The following is a 17,195-nucleotide window of genomic DNA, read 5'->3' on the forward strand; positions in this document are numbered from 1 at the left end:
GCCCCTCGGCCGCCGCCCGGATAGGGTCGTGCATGTGATCGAGTACGTACGAAACGTCCGGCTGTGGTTCGCGCCGCAGGAGGTCCGGCAGGAGGGCGGCACCCCCGACTACCGGTTCTCGCTGGCGAACGAGCGCACCTTTCTGGCCTGGCTGCGTACCGCGCTCGCGCTCATCGGCGGCGGGTTCGCGGTGGACCAGTTCCTGCCGGACCTGCGCTGGGGCTGGCGGGTCGGTCTCGCGCTGGCGCTGCTCGCGGCGGGCGTGCTGTGTTCGCTCCGCGCGGTCAACCACTGGGTGCGCTGCGAGCGGGCGATGCGGCGGGGCGAGGACCTGCCGGTGTCGCGGTTCCCGGCGGTGCTGAGCCTCGTGGTCGCGGTCGTCGCCGTCGCGATGGTCGTCGTCGTCCTCGTCGGGTGGGAGGGGTGAGCGCCGGGGAGGCCGAGGCCGCTGAGCCGGTACGCGATCCCGGACTGCAGCCCGAGCGGACGCGCCTGGCGTGGCGCCGTACGACACTGTCCGGCGCGGTGGCCGCCGTACTCGCCGTGAAGACCGCGCTGCACGGCGGCGTCTCGGTGGCCGGGATCGTGGCGTGCGCCCTGTGCTGCGGCCTGTGGCTGGCCTTCCTGGCCCTCGCCCACCGCCGCATCCACGCCCTGGCCGCCTCACCCGAACCCCCGCCGCTGGCCCCCCGGCATGCCACGGCCACCGTCCTGTTCACGGTGGCCCTGGCGGTGTGCGGCGCCGCCCTGGTCCTCTGAGGCCCTCCAGGCCCCTTTCCGAGGTCGCTTCCAGGGCCTTTCTAAGAGCTACGGGCTCTGGTCCGGCTCCTGCCACAGCCCTTCCGGTGCCACCGGCTCCTCCTCGGTCTCCCAGTCCACCGTGACCACGATCTTGCCGCGGGTGCGGCCCTCCTGGTTGAGCCGGTGGGCGTCCGCCGTCCGTTCCAGGGGGAAGGTCTCCGAGACGTGCACGGTCACCACGCCCTCCTCCGCGAGCTCGCAGAGCCGGAGCAGGTCCGTCGCGTCGGGGCGGACGAAGTAGTAGCGGCCGCCGTAGTCGAAGACGTCCGGGTCGGCGATCGACACCAGGCGGCCCTCGGGGGCGAGGAGGTTGGCCGAGGCCTTCAGCGCTTCGCCGCCGACCGTGTCGAACGCGGCGTCCACGCCCTCGGGCGCGAGACCGCGCACCCGTTCGGTCAGGCCGTCGCCGTACTCGACGGGTTCGCCGCCGAGACCGCGCACGAAGTCGTGGTTGTGCGGGCTCGCCGTGCCGATCACCCGGGCACCCAGATGGCGGGCGAGCTGGACGGCGATCGATCCCACGCCGCCGGCCGCCGCGTGTACGAGGACGGTCTCGCCGCGCCGTACCTCCAGGACCTTGGTCAGCACCTGATACGCCGTCAGCCCGACCAGGGGCAGACCGGCCGCCTGCTCCCAGGTGAGGTTGCGGGGCTTGCGCGCGAGGGTGCGCAGGGGGGCGGCGACGTACTCGGCGAAGGTGCCGTGGGAGAGGAGGTCCTCGCGTACGTAGCCGATGACCTCGTCTCCGACTCCGAACTCGGTGACCGACACGCCCGGTTGGACCACCACCCCGGAGACGTCCCAGCCCGGCACCACCGGGAAGGCCGGCTCCAGCAGCCGGTCCATGTGGCCCTCGCGGCACTTCCAGTCGACCGGGTTGACGGCCGCCGCCCGCACCTTGACCAGCACGGAGTCGGGGCCGACGCGCGGCTCGCGCAGCTCTCCGTATGCGAGCACCTCGGGCCCGCCGTAGCGTGTGTAGCTGATGCCCTTCATGGGTTCGACCCTCCGGGGTGGCAGGACGCCACGCAAGCCGAATGACCCGATATGCGGCGTTCGCGTGGCAGCCTGTCCGACGTCACGACCCCCGCCTTCGAAGGTGAGCACCATGACGACCCTGCACGCGGAACACCCCTCCCACACCCACACTCACGGTCCGGACTGCGGGCACACCGCGGTGCCGCACGGCGACCACACCGACTACGCGCACGACGGTCACCTGCACCGCGAGCACAGCGGCCACTGGGACGAGTGCGAGCCGGACGGGCACGTCGCGCACGAGGGCCACACCCATCAGCACGGCGCCGACTGCGGACACGAGAGCGTCCTGCACGGCGACCACGTCGACTACCTCCACGACGGCCACCGGCACGCCTCCCACGACGGCCACTGGGACGACCACTGAGCCCAGCCCCGAGGCCCCGGCCACCTCGGCGTACTGGCCGAGAAGGCACCACCGACAGCTCCCCGGCGCTCCACGCGGGGAGCTGTCGGCCTATCGTGGCCCCGATCACGTTCGGCTCCCCCACTGGACTACATACCGACTGGTCGGCATCATGAGTCAGGTCCCGTTCACCTGCCTTTCAGGAGCGACGTATGAGCCCCGACCATCCGCCCGGTCTCGATCTCGACCGACTGCGCGGCCTGCTCGAGCGTGAGCGGCCCGGTCTGGCGCAGGGTCCGCTGACCGGCCGGCTGATCGAGGGCGGACGGTCGAACCTCACCTACGCGGTCTCCGACGGCACCTCCAAGTGGGTCGTACGCCGCCCTCCGCTCGGTCATGTCCTCGCCACGGCGCACGACATGAAGCGCGAGCACCGGGTCATCAGCGCGCTGCACCCGACCAGTGTGCCGGTGCCGCGGCCGGTGCTGCTGTGCGAGGACGAGGAGGTGCTCGGGGCCCCGTTCTACGTCATGGAGTTCGTCGAGGGCACCCCGTACCGCACCGCCGACCAGCTCGCCCCGCTCGGCCCCGAGCGCACCCGGGGCGCGGTGCTGTCGCTGGTGGACACGCTCGTCGAGCTGCACGCGGTGGATCCCGCCGAAGTGGGCCTCGCGGACTTCGGCCGGCCCGAGGGCTTCCTCGACCGGCAACTGCGCCGCTGGGGCAAGCAGTTGGACGCCTCGCGCAACCGTGAGCTGGCCGGTATCGACGAGCTGCACGCCACGCTCGGCCGCCGGCTGCCCGCCTCCCCCACCGCGACCGTGGTGCACGGCGACTACCGGCTCGACAACGTCCTGATCGGTGCGGACGACACGATCAAGGCGATCCTCGACTGGGAGATGTCCACGCTCGGCGATCCGCTGACCGACCTGGGGCTGCTGGTGATGTACAGCATGCCGCTGGGCATGCCGGACTCCCCCGTCTCCACCACGGCCGAGGCGCCCGGGCACCCGGAACCGGCCGAACTCATCGAGCGGTACGCCGCGCGCTCGGGGCGCGACGTCTCCGCGGTCTCCTGGTACACGGCGTTCGCCTGGTTCAAGCTCGCCGTGATCCTGGAGGGCATCCACTACCGCTACACGCTGGGCCAGACGGTCGGCCGCGGCTTCGACCGCATCGGCGACCTGGTCCCCGTCTTCATCCAGCACGGCCTCACCACCCTTCAGGAAGGCTGATCCGCCATGGACTTCGCGTTCGACGCGCGCACCGAGGAACTGCGTGCCAAGCTGCTCGCCTTCATGGACGAGTACGTCTATCCGGCGGAGGCGGTGGCGGAGGAGCAGCGGGCCGCGCTGGCGTCCCCGTGGGACACCCCGGCCGTGGTCGAGGAGCTCAAGGCCGAGGCGCGCAGGCAGGGCCTGTGGAACCTCTTCCTCCCCGACGCCGAGTACGGCGCCGGCCTCACCAACCTCCAGTACGCGCCGCTCGCCGAGATCACCGGCCGCTCCCCGCAGCTCGCGCCCACTGCGACGAACTGCGCCGCGCCGGACACCGGGAACATGGAGGTGCTGTACCAGTTCGCCGACGAGCAGCAGAAGAAGCAGTGGCTGGAGCCGTTGCTGGCCGGTGAGATCCGCTCGGCGTTCGCGATGACCGAGCCGGAGGTGGCGTCGTCGGACGCCACCAACATCACCACGCTGATCGAGCGGGACGGCGACGACTACGTCGTCACGGGCCGCAAGTGGTACATCTCCGGGGCGATGAACCCGGACTGCAAGATCTTCATCGTGATGGGCAAGACGGACCCCGACGGCGAGGACATCCGCCGCCAGCAGTCCATGATCCTGGTCCCCCGCGACACCCCTGGTGTCACGGTCAAGCGGGCCATGCAGGTCTTCGGCTACGAGGACCACTCCCACGGCGGCCATGCCGAGGTGATCTTCGACCACGCGCGCGTGCCCGTGGCCAACCTCATCGGCGAGGAGGGCGGCGGCTTCGCCATCGCCCAGGCGCGGCTCGGTCCCGGTCGTATCCACCACTGCATGCGGCTGATCGGCATGGCCGAGCGGGCGATCGAGCTGATGTGCCGGCGGGCCGCGTCCCGTACGGCGTTCGGGAAGGCGCTGGCCCAGCAGGGGGTCGTGCACAACTGGATCGCCGACGCGCGTGTGACGGTCGAGCAGTTGCGACTGCTGGTCCTCAAGACGGCCTGGCTTATGGACACCGTCGGCAACAAGGGTGCGCACACGGAGATCCAGGCCATCAAGATCGCTACGCCGCGTGCGGTGGTGGACATCCTCGACCGGGCTATCCAGCTGCACGGTGCGGGGGGTGTCAGTCAGGACTTCCCGCTGGCGGAGCTGTACGCCGGGGCGCGGACGCTGATGATCGCGGACGGGCCGGACGAGGTGCATCAGCGGTCGCTGGCTCGGCGGGAGCTGAAGAAGTACCTGTGACGCCGGGGGCGCCGGGGGTTCCTCGCCCCCGCCGCCCCTACCCGTCCCATCCCTGGGGGCTGCGCCCCCAGACCCCCGCTGTCGGCCCTGCGGGCCTCGTCCTCAAACGCCGGACGGGCTGAAAGATCCAGCCCCGTTTGAGGAGCGGGGTCTGGGGCGGAGCCCCAGAAGGATGGGACGGGGCGCTGATCCGGGTCAGGGGCGGAGAGCCCGGAGCAGGAGGTCAGCCAGGTGGTCGGCGACCTGTTGGGGGGTGAGGGGGCCGTCCGGGCGGTACCAGGTGGACAGGTGGTGGACGGAGCCGAAGTGGTAGTCGACGACCAGGTCGGCAGGGGTCGCCTTGGAGAAGACGCCCGCCTCCTGGCCCTCCTCGACGAGCGCACGGAAGCGTTCGTGGTAGCGCCGCCGCTCGGCCCGCACCTGCTTGTTCTTCTCCGGGCTCAGATGATGCATGGAGCGGAAGAAGATCATCGCGTCGTCGAGGTTCTCGATGGTCGTCACGACGACATCCGCCGCCGCCCCCCGAAGCCGCTTCTCGATCGGCTCGTCGGCACCCGCGAACGCGTCCAGCCGCTCCTGCTGAACACGCAGCACGCGCGCGTACACCTCGTGCAGCAGGTCGTCCTTGGAACCGAAGTAGTGGTACAGCGCCCCCTTGGTGACGCCGGCCGCCTCTACGATCTCCTGCACCGAGGTGCGGTCGTAGCCACGCTCGGCGAAGAGCCGGGTGGCGGCGGCGAGCAGCCGCTGCGGGACGGGCGTACCGTCTCCGTCCGTCGTCCTGGCCACTGTGCCGCCACCTGCCCTTCCGAGATTTCTGCTTGTTGTCTAGCCGTCGTTCACGCGAGAACGGAGTTCCCGTCGGAGGATCTTGCCACTTGCCGTCTTCGGCAGGTCGGGCAGGATCTCCACCTGGCGCGGATATTTGTAGGCGGCCAGTCTCTCCCTGCAGTACTCGGCGAGTGCGCCGGGGTCGGTTTCCGCACCCGGACGGAGGCTGATGTACGCCTTGACGGTCTCCCCGCGGTACCCGTCAGGCACCCCGACGACGGCGGCCTCGCGCACCGCCGGGTGGGTGTAGAGCACGTCCTCGACCTCGCGCGGCCAGACCTTGAAGCCGGACGCGTTGATCATGTCCTTCTTGCGGTCGACGACGTAGAGCCAGCCCTCGGCGTCCATGAAGCCGATGTCCCCGGTGCGCAGTTCCCCGTCGGGGAAGGTCTCGGCGGTGGCGTCGGGGCGCCGCCAGTAGCCGGGGACGACCTGCGGGCCGCGGACGAGGATCTCGCCCTGCTCCCCGAAGGGGACCTCCTGGCCCTGGTCGTCGACGATCCGGACGACCGTCTCGGGTCCGGGCAGACCGACGGCGAGCGTGCCCGAGACCGGGTCGACGGGTGCCTCCAGGCCGGGCGGGACGGACGCGCACGGAGCGGTGCACTCCGTCAGGCCGTAGCCGTTGCGGATGTACGGGCCGAAGCCGGCCCGGAACTTCTCGACCAGGGCGGGCGGCAGCGGGGCGCCGCCGGAGGAGATCATCCGGAAGGAGGCGAAGTGGTCGCGGGTGACGGCCGGGTGGGCGGCGAGCGCCATGAAGGCCGTGGACGGGCCGACGGTGTAGTGCGGTCCGTGCTCGGCGAAGGCGTCGAGCACGACACCCGCCTCGAAGCGGTACGCCAGCACCAGCGTGCCCGCGCTGTCCAGACACGCGCCGAGCTGGCAGACCATGCCGGTGATGTGGAAGAGGGGCGCCAGCGCGAAGTAGACCGGCGCGTCCGGCAGTTCCAGGCCCGTCCGCTGCCGCTCGGCGTTGTACATGATGTTGCCGTGCGTGTTGGTGGCGCCCTTGGGGGTGCCGCTGGTGCCCGAGGTGTAGCTGATCAGGGCGATGTCGGACGGTCCGAGGTCACGGTCCTGCGGCGCCTTGTGGCCGGCGCGGGCCACGGCCGTCAGGTCGTCGGCGTCGTCGGTGTCGTCGGCCTGCGGGAGCCGCTCGAAGGACAGCACGCGCGCGTCGTTGCGCGTCTGGAAATCCAGCTCGCACCCGGTGAGCGCGATCCGCACCGGCGAGTCCGCCGCCGTCTCGCGCAGATACGACTGCCAGGCCCGGTCGGAGCAGATCAGCGCGGCCACCTCGCCGTCCCGCAGGACATGGCCGACCTCCCCCGACTTGTACATCGGGTTGACGGGCACGACGACCGCCCCCGCCTTCCAGGCGCCCAGCAGGGCGAGCACGAAGTGCGGGGAGTTCTGCAGCAGGATCGCCACCCGGTCGCCGCGCTCCAGACCGCGGGCGGCGAGGTGCCCGGCGACGGAGTCGCTGAGCTCGTCGACCTCGCGGTAGGTCAGGCGGCCGTCGAAGTAGGCGAGGAAGGTGCGGTCCGGGGTCTCGGCGACGACCCGGCGCAGGGCGTGCACGAGGGTGCGGGCCGGGTCGACGGGGGCGCGCTGGGCGTCGGAGAGCAGGGCCAGCCAGGGCTTGGCCGCGTACCGGGAGGCGGAGTCGTCGGTCACCGGGCCTCCTCCCACTTCTGCTGGATGTGGCTCATGCCGGCCAGCCAGCGGTCGGGCGTGGCGGCCCGCGCCTCGTAGTACCCGGCGACCTCGGGGTGCGGCAGAATCAGGAAGCGGTCCTCCGCCATGCCCTTGAACAGGGCGTCCGCCACGTCCTCCGGCGCGATGGCCGTGGGCTTCAGCACCAGGTCCCCCGCGCTGCCGGTGGCGTCCAGCATGTCGGTGCGCACACCCTGGGGGCAGATGGCGTGGACCTTCACGCCACGGTGCCGGTACGTCAGCGACAGGTACTCAGCGAAGGCGTAGGCGCCGTGCTTGGTGACGGCGTAGGGCGCGGCGCCGATCATGGTGAGCAGCCCGGCGGCCGACACGGTGGACACGAACCGCCCGCTGCCACGCTCCAGCCAGTCCGGGAGCAGCGCGCCCGCGGCCCGCACGTGTGCCATCACGTTGACGTCCCAGGACAGCGCCCAGGACTTCTCGTCCACCGCCTGCCCCGGCTCCTCGCCCGCGAAGGCGACACCGGCGTTGGCACAGTAGACGTCGACGGTGCCGCCGAGCGCGTCCCGTGCCTCGGCGACGATCGCGGAGGCGTCACCGGCCACGGCGATGCCACCGATCTCGTCGGCGACGGCAGCCGCCTTCGCACCGTCCAGGTCATTGACGACCACCCGGGCCCCTTCGGCGGCGAACCGACGCGCGAGCGCCGCCCCGATGCCACCCCCAGCCCCCGTGACGACCACTCCAGCACCCTGAACGGCTTCCACCATCGGTCTCCTTCGACTCCGGCTCGACTGCAAGGCCCAGACTAACCGGTCGGTATGTATCTGAGGAAGGGCAACAGCAGCCAACCTAGGAGCGCGGGGCTGTATCGATATGCGGCTCCGCCGCGGGGCGCGACCAGCCACAAACCACCGCCGCCTTCCCCACGACCCGCGGGAGCAATACGGTCCCCCCATGCGCCTATCCAGACGAGCTCTCCTCGCAGCGACAACGGCAGCAACCGCCCTCTCCGCAGCCCCCTCCGCCTCGGCCGCCGAGCGCCGCAGGCACCTGCGCACCGGCTTCGAGAACCTCGCCGCCACCGCCTACGCCCAGCTCAGCGGCGACCGCGTCGGGATCGTCACCAACCCCACCGGCGTCACCCGAGACGTCCGCCACATCGTCGACGTCATGCACGCCGACGACCGCGTCGACCTGATCGCCGTCTTCGGCCCCGAGCACGGCTTCCGGGGCACCGCCCAGGCCGGCGGCTCGGAGGGCCGCTACGACGACCCGGCGACCGGCCTGCCGGTCTACGACACGTACCTCAAGAGCGGTCAGCCCCTCGCCGACATCTTCACGGCCTCCGGCGTCGACACGGTCGTCTTCGACATCCAGGACGTGGGCGCCCGCTTCTACACCTACATCTGGACCCTCTACGACTGCATGGACGCGGCCCGACTCGCCGGCAAGCGCTTCGTCGTGCTGGACCGGCCGAACCCGGTGACCGGACGGTCGGCCCAAGGCCCGGTCCTGCACAAGGAGTTCGCCAGTTTCGTCGGCCGGCAGCCCGTGTCGCAGGCGCACGGTATGACGGTCGCCGAGCTGGCGCGGCTGTTCAACGGGGAGTTCCTCACCGCGCCGGTGCCGCTGGAGACCGTAGGGATGACGGGCTGGCGGCGGTCCGACTTCTACGACGCCTCGGATCTGCCGTGGGTGCCGCCGAGCCCGAACATGCCGACCCCGGAGACCGCGCTCGTGTACTCGGGCACCTGTCTTTTCGAGGGGACGAACCTCTCGGAGGGCCGTGGCACCACCCGGCCCTTCGAGCTGCTGGGCGCGGAGGGCATCGACGGCCGCTGGGCCGCCGCGGCGAACGAACTCGGCCTGCCCGGTGTGCGCTTCAGGGAGGCGTACTTCGCGCCGGCCTTCTCGAAGTTCCAGGGTCGGACCATCGGCGGCGTGCAGATCCATGTGCACGACCGTGCCGCGTACGACCCCGTCCGCACCGGGATCGGCCTGCTCGTGACCGCCAAGAAGGTCTGGAGCGGGTTCGGTTGGCGGCCCGACAACTGGATCGACAAGCTCACCGGCTCCACCGGGGTCCGCACGATGATCGACGCGGGAGCGGGCACCGACGACGTGGTGGCGGGCTGGCAGCGGGAGTTGGCGGCGTTCCGGCGGATGCGCAAGGAGTACCTGCTGTACACATGAGCGCCCCCGCCGGGTGCCTCTGATGGGTGACGACGTATGGCCAATCCCGCCCGCTAGCAGGACGATGCGCCCGTATCGCACCGATTCGGGGGACGAGGGGGCCTGTGATGGCGGAACCGGCAGTGAGCGTGACTCCCTACTGGGAGCTGACTTTCGACGCGGACGGGGATCCGGACGCCGCCAGGCGGGACCGGCTGCTGGCCGGGGTGGCCCGGCACCACGTCCGCGATCTGATCGTCTTCGCGCACGGCTGGAACAGCGACCGCTCGGGGGCCACGCGGCTCTACGACCGTTTCTTCGCGCCGATCCCGCAGCTCGCTCCGGCGGCGAGGATCGGGTACGTCGGTGTGGTCTGGCCGTCGATGCGGTTCTCGGACGAGCCGATCCCGGACTTCCCGCGGGCCGTGGCGGCCGAGATGCCCCGTCGGCCGGTGCTCGACAAGGACACGCGGCACGCGCTGCTGGAGACGTTTCCCGGGCGGGCGACCGTGATCGACCAGATCGCGCGGATGCTGGACCAGCAGCCGCGTGAGGAAGCCGAGTTGGAGGAGTTCGGGCGGCTGGTGCGGATGCTGGTGGACGTCGTGCCGCCGGGGCCGCAGGCGCTGTTCGCGGCGGACACGCTGTGCGAGGGGGTGCCGCAGGACTCGCCGGACCTGTTCTCCGGCTCGACCGCAGCCCTGTGCGAGGAGTTCGCGCGGGCGCTGGCACGACTCGAAGCGCCGGACGGGACACCGTCCGACGGAGCCCCGGACGGCGCGGCCTCGTTCTCGTTGCCGAACCCCTGGGAGGGCGCGCACGAGCTGCTGCGGCAGGCGACGTACTACGCCATGAAACGGCGCGCGGGGACGGTGGGTGAGCGTGGGCTCGGCCGGGTGATCGGGCAGCTGGCCGAGCGGGCGGGCGGGGTGCGGGTGCATCTCGTCGGGCACAGCTTCGGCGCCCGGCTGGTGTCCTTCGCGCTGCGCGGGCTACCGAAGGGGGTGCGCACGGTGAAGTCCGTGACGCTGCTCCAAGGCGCCTTCTCGCACTACGCGTTCGCGTCCCGGCTGCCGCACGACGCGCGGGCGGGCGGGGTGCTGGAGGGCCAGCAGAACCGGGTCGACGGACCCCTGGTGTGCTGTTACTCGCGGCACGACTCGGCCCTGTCGACCATGTATCCGCTGGCTTCCCGGATGGCGGGGGACGCGCGCGGGATCGCGGCCCTGGACGTCGGGCGGATGCTGGGCGACAAGTGGGGTGCGATGGGGCACGACGGGGTGCAGGCGGTGCCGGGGACCCGGTCGTTCACGCTGGCCGACGCGCTGAGTGCGAAGCTGCCCACCTCGGGCTGCGTGAACATCGACGCGGCGGCGGTCGTCAAGCGGGGCGGGCCGCCGGCGGGGGCGCACAGCGACATCGCGCACCGGGAGCTGGCGCGGGTGGTGCTGGCGGCGGGCCGTATCCACTGACCCGCCGCCACCGGTCTGCCCGACCGGTCACCTGTGGGACGTGAACTCCACGACCTGCTGGTACGTCGGCCGGTTCTGCCAGCTGATCTTGCCGTGCTTGACGCCGCCCAGCGTGCGCTGGACGATCGAGTCGGCGCACCACTGGTCGCCCGCCGAGCACTGGTCGTCGCCCGGGTAGACCTGGGCCGCGGTCTTGCCGGCCGCCTCCTTCAGGGTGCTGATCAGCAGGTCCCGGCAGGCGCTGAGGCTGCCGCCGCCGCAGTACTTCCGGTCGAGCGGGCCCTGGACGGACTCGCCGAGGACGGCCCTGATGTCCTTGTCGACGTAGCTCCACCAGCCGTACTGGAAGGAACTTCCGGCATGCGAGCCGGTCGGGCCGTGGGCGGCCGACGGGGACTCGTCGATCGGCAGGTTGGCGGTGATCGCGCCGTACAGCTCGCTGCCGAGGCCCGGTTCGAACTCCGCCTTCACCAGCAGCGGCCACCACGCGTCCAGGATGCGGATCGCGTCGGCGTCGGCGTACGCCTTGGAACCGGCCGATGTCTCGGTGCGTTTGCCGCCGACCGAGATCCACGCCTGGAGCTTGCTCACGGCCGCCGCGGCCGTGGAGTCGGTCACGGGCGAGCTGCCCACGACCTTGAGCAGGTCCGGCAGGACGTCCTCGGCCCGCAGGTCGGCGAGGCCCGCGTCGGCCATCGCCTTCACCAGCGAGGCCCGGGTCACGCCGCCCGTGTCGACCAGCTTCTTCACCCGGCTCTCCAGCAGATTGCCGCGGTGGACCGAACCGTCGCCCCACGGGGCGGTCGTGTAGTCCTTGGCCTGCTTGTTGTTCCAGGAGATGTAGTAGTCCTGGTCGACGGAGTTGGGGTGGGCCGAGGGCGGGGTGTACTGCGCGGTGTTCGTCGCCGGGTCCCAGCCGCGCCATTCGTACGCCGACTGCGCCCAGACGGGGAACTCCGCGTCGACGCCGGTCGCCCGGACCGGGTTGTCGCCGCTGTTGTAGTAGGCGGTGTGCTCGGAGTCGACGTAGAACCAGTTGAAGGTGAAGTTGATGTGCTGCACCGCCTTCTGGAAGTCCTCCGGGCCCTTGACGTAGTCCGGGTCGTTCAGCATCTGGAAGCCGATGATCGAGTCGGCCTCGTGCAGATAGGAGGAGCGCAGGGTGGTGTAGGCGACCTTCTTGCCGCCGACGGTGGCGCGGTGGGTGACGGGGCCGTACTTGGTGCGCCAGACCCGCATCGTGTACGAGCCCTCGGGGGTGCTGTCGGCGGTCGTGGGCTTCCAGGCGTTCTTCTGCTCGACCTTGTCCATGGCGGTGCAGGTGCCGCGGTACAGGTAGTGGTAGTCGTCCTGGCACAGCTCGACGGCGTAGGTGTCGATGATGTCCTGGCCGGAGGTGGTGGCGCTCCACGAGTAGTCCTGGCCGCGGCCGAGCTCGACGTACATGCTGAGGCCGGCGAAGGAGGCGCCGCGGGCGCTGATGCCCGGGCCCTGGATCTCCTGGAGCAGGAGCAGCTGGGGGGCGAAGTAGCCGGTCTGCGGGCCGAAGACGGCGACCGGGTGGCCGCTGGCGGTGTGCTCGCCGCCGACCACGAGGGCGTTGGACATGCCGCGCTTGGCGGAGGTCATGGCCGTCTTGGCGGCCGTGGTGGAGGCGGTGCTCGCGGCGGAGCCGGCCGCGCTGCCCGTACGGTCGTACACGAGCTGTTCCTCGGTCACGGAACCGGCGTCGGGCAGGGCCTCGCCCTGGGGGTCGGCGGGCTTGGTGGCGTACGGGAAGCTCTTGTCATGGACGGTGACGACCGCCTCGGGGTCGTTGCGCTCGCGGAACGACTCCCAGAGCTTCGTGCCCTCGGCGACGCCGTACTTCTCCTGGGCGGCCAGCAGGGAGATCGCGTTGTTGACCTCGCCGCCGCCTCCGGAGCCGAACAGGGCGCCGATCACGGAGGCCAGCGCGACCAGGTCGGTGATCTTGAAGTGCTCGATGGTGCCGGCGTTGGTGACGGAGTCCTTGTGGCCGGTCAGGACGTACTCGCCGGGGAAGAAGCGGCCGCTGTCGGAGGCGTCGATGTAGGCGTTGATGCCGTCGAGGTAGGCCTTGGAGTCGGCGAGGGCCAACTGGCCGCGTTCGCCGTTGGTGGCGACGGCGTTGTCGATCTGCGCCTGGAGATCGGCTTCGGTGTACGGCGCGTGGCGCCAGAACTGCTGCTCCAGGCCCTGGTTGGAGGGCGCGCCGCCGGCGAAGGAGGTGAGCTGTCCGCGTCCGACGTGACGGAAGACGTCCATGAGCCACAGCCGGTCCTGGGCGGCCGCATAGCCGGCGCCGAACTCCGTGCCGTATCTGGTGGTACCGGTGATGTGCGGCACACCCGTCTTCTTGTCCCGGACGATCGTCACGTCGCCGCGCCCGGCGGGACTGACGGTGGAGGCGACTTGATCGGAGGGAACGCCGAACGAGGCGTCGTTGAAGAAGTTGTTGATCGTCGCGTTGGTCAGGCCGGAGTAGCCCTTGGCCAGGTTGGCGTAGGGCCCGAGCTGGTCCGAGGCGTGTTCGGGCATGGTGCCGAAGGCCTGGTTGAGGAGGATCTGGGCAAGGGTGGCATTGCCGTTCTGACCAGGCGGAAGGATGTCGGAGCACTGGTTCCCGCAGTGGTCGGCGACGGCCGTCGCCTCGGTCGCCGCGGCCGAGGGAGCGGCGGCCGCCGGGGAAAGTGGCGACAAAAGACCGGCAATCAGAACGCATATGGATGCGGTCTTCAGGAACCCGGGGAATCTGCCGGGAGTTCTCAGTCCGACGAGGGCGTTGCGTGGGGTACGCCGTGGCATGGCCGCTCCTACCGACGAGGGTGAGCCGGGATGTTACCGGCGGTATCCCCGAGATTGAAGATGAACATGCGTCACGTTTGGGAGTCGCCAGGGCTCGCTGTGGAGGTCTACGGAAATCGGATGGAGCCGAATCGCATGTCGATACGTCTATTCGTCAACGTCGCGCGAAGTCCGTGCGGCGACGCCGAAGTGACCGAAGTACAGGTGCAGGTGTGACGGAGGTGCAGGGCGATGGCCGGTTTCCGGAGTCTGGCGAGACAGGTGCGAGATCCGCGGTGCGATCTGGCGCTACGGCGCTACTCGCTGCGTAAGTGCCTTGAGCGGTTCGCCCCTTACGGGCACAGGGCGACCTGGGACCACTTGTGCTCCCGGGCGGGGTTCGGCCCCGAGGACCGCTCCCCCGATCCTGCGCGGCTCGTGGCCGCGTTGGACGAGCTGGAGGAAGCGCGTTCGGTCTGGCTGGCCTATGAGGTCGAGTTCGCCGAGCGGCGCAAGAAGGAAAAGCACGACGGACTGCGCAGGCCGGGCAGTGTGGACGACTGGCACCGGCTGACCTGGGGCGGTTTCGGAGTCGCCTGGTGCGACAACCCCCGGGTCCACCCGAACGAACCGCTGGCCGAGGTGCTGCGCCGGCTGATCTCCGCGCTGGAGCGGGAGCCGGGCTGCGAGTGCCCGGTGTGCGGCGGGGACCGGCTGATCTACAAGTACGACCTGGCCCATGAACCGTCGTCGGGCCCGGTCTGCACGGAGTGCGGGATCGTCGTACCGCGTCCGGTTCTCACGCCCGAAGCGCTGTCGGCGTCCCGGCGCGAACGGCGACTGCTCATGTCCGCCTAGTACGACGGGGGTGCGCAGGGGATGCCGCACCCCCTTTTGTCGTCAGTGGTGGCGGGCACCATCAGGACATGATCCAGGTGTGTCTCAACGGACCCCGAGGGGCCGGCGACGGTGCCGTGGTGCCGCTCTCGCCGGAGGCGCTGGCCGACTCCGCGGCCGAGGCGGTCGCGGCCGGAGCCACCGACATCCATGTCCACGCCAAGACTCCCTGCGGACAGGACAGCCTGTCCCCGCGCGTCCTCGCGCCGACCCTTGCGGCCATACGGGCCCGGGTGCCGGTCCCGGTCGGGGTGACCACGGGCGCCTGGGCGGAACCGGATCCCGCGGCCCGGGTGGCACGCGTACGCAGCTGGACGGTGCTGCCGGACCACGCCTCGGTCAACTGGCACGAGGAGGGCGCCGAGGACGTGGCCGCCGCGCTGATCGAGCGCGGCGTGGGCGTCGAGGCGGGCATCTGGTCCGGCACGGACGGCGCGGCCCGGTTCGCCGCCTCGCCGCTGGGGCCGAGGGTGCTGCGGGTACTGGCCGAGGTGACGGACCCCTCACCGGAGACGGCCGAGGCGACCGCCCACGCCCTCCTCAGCGACCTGGGCCCGGCGTTCGGCCGTCCCGTGCTGCTGCACGGTGAGGACGACGGGGCGTGGCCGGTGCTGCGGCTGGCGGGACGGCTGGGGCTGGCGACGCGGATCGGCCTGGAGGACACGCTGGTCCTGCCGGACGGGCAACGGGCTTTGTCCAACGCTCAGTTGGTGGTCACGGGGCTGATTCAGTACAGACGGTCCCAGCGCTCACTCTGAGGCAGGGCGAGGACTTCGGCGCGAGTCGCCAGGCCGTACTCGCCCGCCGCGTGGAGCCGTGCGGCGCCGTGGCCGGTGAGCCAGGCGCGCAGGTCCGAGACGCCGGCGTCCACGGTGTCGTCGTACCACCAGGAGAACGGGGAGTCGTCGGACAGCAGGTCGTAGAGCCAGACGTCGGCGCACCGGGCGAGATGCGCGTCGGCGATCGGGCCGGGCACCCATCCCTCCAGGAAGGGGGTCACCGTCCTGGCGATCGTGGCGCAGGTGTCGAAGACGGTGTCGATGGCGTACGGCGGCTCCGGCGTGGCGAGGGCGTCCTGCCACCAGGCGCGCAGGAACGCCTCGATCGCGGCGGTCTGCTCGGGCGGCCATGAGCGCCAGTCCACCCGGGAGAGCCCATGAGCGCCGTAGCCGATCGAGCCGAGGCTGCCGTCGGCCATCGCCCGTGCTCCCTGGGGCAGCAGGCGCCGCATCACGGCTGGGTGGTCGTCGAAGTGGTCGGGCACCTCGAAGAGGTAGTACTGCACCGTGTCCACCGGTATCGGCACGTCCGGCGTGCGCAGATACGCGGTCTCCTCGGGTGCGTGGCAGTAGCCGCAGCCGGTCTCGGCGGGGCTTGCGCACCCGCTGAAGGCGGCGGCGATGTCGGCGAGGGCTGCGTCGAGGACGGCTGAGGACATGGAGGTCGGTCCCGTCAGGACTCCGTGCGCGACGGTGGGCCGCCGGCCGAAGATCGCGACGATACCAGCCGCTAATCCGGTCGCTCCATCCCATTCCCGTCCGGACAGTTGGGGGCGATGAAACTCACCTGAGGAACACCGAGGAGCCCTCATGTCGACGCTGCGCGTCACCGCCGAAGTGCTGACCGTCCACGAACATCCGAACGCCGACGCGCTGGAGCTGGCCCAGGTGGGTCTGTACCGGGCCGTCGTCGCCAAGGGCGCGTACCGCACTGGTGAGGCCGCCGTGTACATCCCCGAGCAGGCCGTGCTGCCGCCCGAGCTGATCGAGGAGCTGGGGCTGACCGGACGGCTGGCGGGCAGCAGGGCCGACCGGGTCAAGGCGGTCCGGCTGCGCGGTGAGCTGTCGCAGGGCATCGTGTGCCGGCCGAAGGCGCTGGCCGACGTCGATCTGGCGCGGGCTGCCGCTGAGGGCGCCGACTTCGCCGAACTGCTCGGCGTCACCAAGTGGGTGCCGCCGATCCCGCCCACGATGTCCGGTGAGGTGGAGTCGGCGCCGGATCTGCTGCCCTGGGTCGACATCGAGAACATCCAGCGGTATCCGGACATCTTCACGCCGGGCGAGCCCGTGGTGCTGACCGAGAAGCTGCACGGGTCGGCGTGCCTGCTGACGTATGCCGCCGACGAGGACCGGGTGTACGTCTCCTCCAAGGGCTTCGGCGCGAAGTCGCTGGCGCTGCGGGAGGAGGCACGGAACCTGTACTGGCGGGCCGTGCGCGGCCACGGAGTCGCCGAGGCGGCGGCTCGACTGGCCCAGCGGCTGGGTGCCCGCCGGGTGGGCATCTTCGGCGAGGTGTACGGCGCGGGGGTGCAGGACCTGACGAACGGCGCCGACGGTCGACGGGAGACCCTCGGGTACGCCGCGTTCGACGTGTCCGCGGAGATCGACGGCCGGGTGCGGTGGCTGGACCCGGCGGAGGTACTGGACAGCGAACTCCCCTTGGTCCCGCGGCTGTTCGAGGGCCCGTACGACATCGACCACGTCCTGGAGATCGCCACGGGCCGCGAAACGGTCTCGGGCCGGGAACTCCATCTCCGCGAAGGCGTGGTGATCCGCCCGACCACCGACCGCTACAGCCCGGTGACCGGCGGCCGCGCCATCGCCAAGGCGGTCAGCCCGGCGTACCTGACACGCAAGGGCGGCACCGAGTACGAGTGAACGGCGCCCGGCGTTGCCCCCGGCCCGGGGGGGGGCG

Annotated in this window: 16 protein-coding genes; 10 read left to right on the top strand and 6 right to left on the bottom strand. The window is 71.1% G+C overall.

All coding sequences use genetic code 11. The annotated features are described in order from the left end of the window. Positions 1–34 precede the first annotated feature (34 nt). Together AQJ67_RS39495 and AQJ67_RS39500 are read left to right on the top strand one after the other, a co-directional pair. Complete coding sequence (locus AQJ67_RS39495) at positions 35–427, top strand: YidH family protein (protein WP_062724336.1); 393 nt, start codon at positions 35–37, stop codon at positions 425–427. Then, on the top strand, positions 424–759 hold the full coding sequence (locus AQJ67_RS39500) for a DUF202 domain-containing protein (RefSeq protein WP_062724337.1): 336 nt from the start codon (positions 424–426) through the stop codon (positions 757–759). The genes AQJ67_RS39495 and AQJ67_RS39500 overlap by 4 nt, the downstream gene beginning before the upstream one ends. Positions 760–807: 48 nt before the next feature. Here the strand turns inward: AQJ67_RS39500 and AQJ67_RS39505 are convergent, their stop codons facing one another. Continuing rightward, complete coding sequence (locus AQJ67_RS39505) at positions 808–1,797, bottom strand: NADP-dependent oxidoreductase (RefSeq protein WP_062724338.1); 990 nt, start codon at positions 1,795–1,797, stop codon at positions 808–810. Positions 1,798–1,909: 112 nt separating this feature from the next. Here AQJ67_RS39505 and AQJ67_RS39510 point away from each other — a divergent pair, with 112 nt between their 5' ends. The 3 genes from AQJ67_RS39510 (at position 1,910) to AQJ67_RS39520 (ending at position 4,641) form a co-directional block, all read left to right on the top strand. Further along, positions 1,910–2,206: a hypothetical protein gene (locus AQJ67_RS39510; RefSeq protein WP_062724339.1), complete on the top strand. Its 297-nt coding sequence runs from the start codon at positions 1,910–1,912 to the stop codon at positions 2,204–2,206. Positions 2,207–2,397: 191 nt separating this feature from the next. Beyond that, positions 2,398–3,420, top strand: coding sequence for a phosphotransferase family protein (locus AQJ67_RS39515; protein WP_062724340.1), 1,023 nt, complete (start codon positions 2,398–2,400; stop codon positions 3,418–3,420). 6 nt (positions 3,421–3,426) lie between these two features. Next, a complete protein-coding gene (locus AQJ67_RS39520) occupies positions 3,427–4,641 on the top strand; it encodes an acyl-CoA dehydrogenase (RefSeq protein ID WP_062724341.1) in 1,215 nt (404 codons plus the stop codon). A 195-nt stretch (positions 4,642–4,836) separates the two neighbouring features. Here AQJ67_RS39520 and AQJ67_RS39525 read toward each other — a convergent pair whose 3' ends face one another. Genes AQJ67_RS39525 through AQJ67_RS39535 form a run of 3 tightly spaced genes read right to left on the bottom strand, consistent with a single transcriptional unit; the run spans position 4,837 to position 7,922 of the window. Continuing rightward, positions 4,837–5,430 (bottom strand): TetR/AcrR family transcriptional regulator, encoded by a 594-nt coding sequence (locus AQJ67_RS39525; protein ID WP_062724342.1) that lies wholly within the window; start codon positions 5,428–5,430, stop codon positions 4,837–4,839. A 39-nt stretch (positions 5,431–5,469) separates the two neighbouring features. After that, positions 5,470–7,152 (bottom strand): class I adenylate-forming enzyme family protein, encoded by a 1,683-nt coding sequence (locus AQJ67_RS39530; protein ID WP_062724343.1) that lies wholly within the window; start codon positions 7,150–7,152, stop codon positions 5,470–5,472. Further along, positions 7,149–7,922, bottom strand: a complete 774-nt coding sequence (locus AQJ67_RS39535; protein WP_062724344.1) for an SDR family oxidoreductase — start codon at positions 7,920–7,922, stop codon at positions 7,149–7,151. The genes AQJ67_RS39530 and AQJ67_RS39535 overlap by 4 nt, the downstream gene beginning before the upstream one ends. A 187-nt stretch (positions 7,923–8,109) precedes the next feature. On the opposite strand from AQJ67_RS39535, the gene AQJ67_RS39540 reads away from it, so the two are divergent. Continuing rightward, positions 8,110–9,348 (top strand): exo-beta-N-acetylmuramidase NamZ family protein, encoded by a 1,239-nt coding sequence (locus AQJ67_RS39540; protein WP_062724345.1) that lies wholly within the window; start codon positions 8,110–8,112, stop codon positions 9,346–9,348. 107 nt (positions 9,349–9,455) lie between these two features. Further along, complete coding sequence (locus tag AQJ67_RS39545; protein ID WP_062724346.1) at positions 9,456–10,799, top strand: hypothetical protein; 1,344 nt, start codon at positions 9,456–9,458, stop codon at positions 10,797–10,799. A gap of 27 nt (positions 10,800–10,826) precedes the next feature. On the opposite strand, the gene AQJ67_RS39550 is transcribed toward AQJ67_RS39545, so the two are convergent. Beyond that, the gene (locus AQJ67_RS39550; RefSeq protein ID WP_079056475.1) at positions 10,827–13,625 is read right to left on the bottom strand and encodes a penicillin acylase family protein; all 2,799 of its coding nucleotides are present in this window, start codon (positions 13,623–13,625) and stop codon (positions 10,827–10,829) included. 231 nt (positions 13,626–13,856) lie between these two features. On the opposite strand from AQJ67_RS39550, the gene AQJ67_RS39555 reads away from it, so the two are divergent. Together AQJ67_RS39555 and AQJ67_RS39560 are read left to right on the top strand one after the other, a co-directional pair. Beyond that, complete coding sequence (locus tag AQJ67_RS39555; RefSeq protein ID WP_062724348.1) at positions 13,857–14,462, top strand: hypothetical protein; 606 nt, start codon at positions 13,857–13,859, stop codon at positions 14,460–14,462. A gap of 68 nt (positions 14,463–14,530) precedes the next feature. After that, positions 14,531–15,259, top strand: coding sequence for a 3-keto-5-aminohexanoate cleavage protein (locus AQJ67_RS39560; RefSeq protein WP_062724349.1), 729 nt, complete (start codon positions 14,531–14,533; stop codon positions 15,257–15,259). Here AQJ67_RS39560 and AQJ67_RS39565 read toward each other — a convergent pair. Next, complete coding sequence (locus AQJ67_RS39565) at positions 15,229–15,939, bottom strand: hypothetical protein (protein ID WP_062724350.1); 711 nt, start codon at positions 15,937–15,939, stop codon at positions 15,229–15,231. The genes AQJ67_RS39560 and AQJ67_RS39565 overlap by 31 nt on opposite strands. A gap of 151 nt (positions 15,940–16,090) precedes the next feature. Here AQJ67_RS39565 and AQJ67_RS39570 point away from each other — a divergent pair, with 151 nt between their 5' ends. Then, positions 16,091–17,158, top strand: a complete 1,068-nt coding sequence (locus tag AQJ67_RS39570) for an RNA ligase (ATP) (RefSeq protein WP_062724351.1) — start codon at positions 16,091–16,093, stop codon at positions 17,156–17,158. The last annotated feature ends 37 nt before the right edge of the window (positions 17,159–17,195 follow it).

Source organism: Streptomyces caeruleatus (assembly GCF_001514235.1).
In the GTDB taxonomy this organism is placed as follows: Bacteria; Actinomycetota; Actinomycetes; order Streptomycetales; family Streptomycetaceae; genus Streptomyces; species Streptomyces caeruleatus.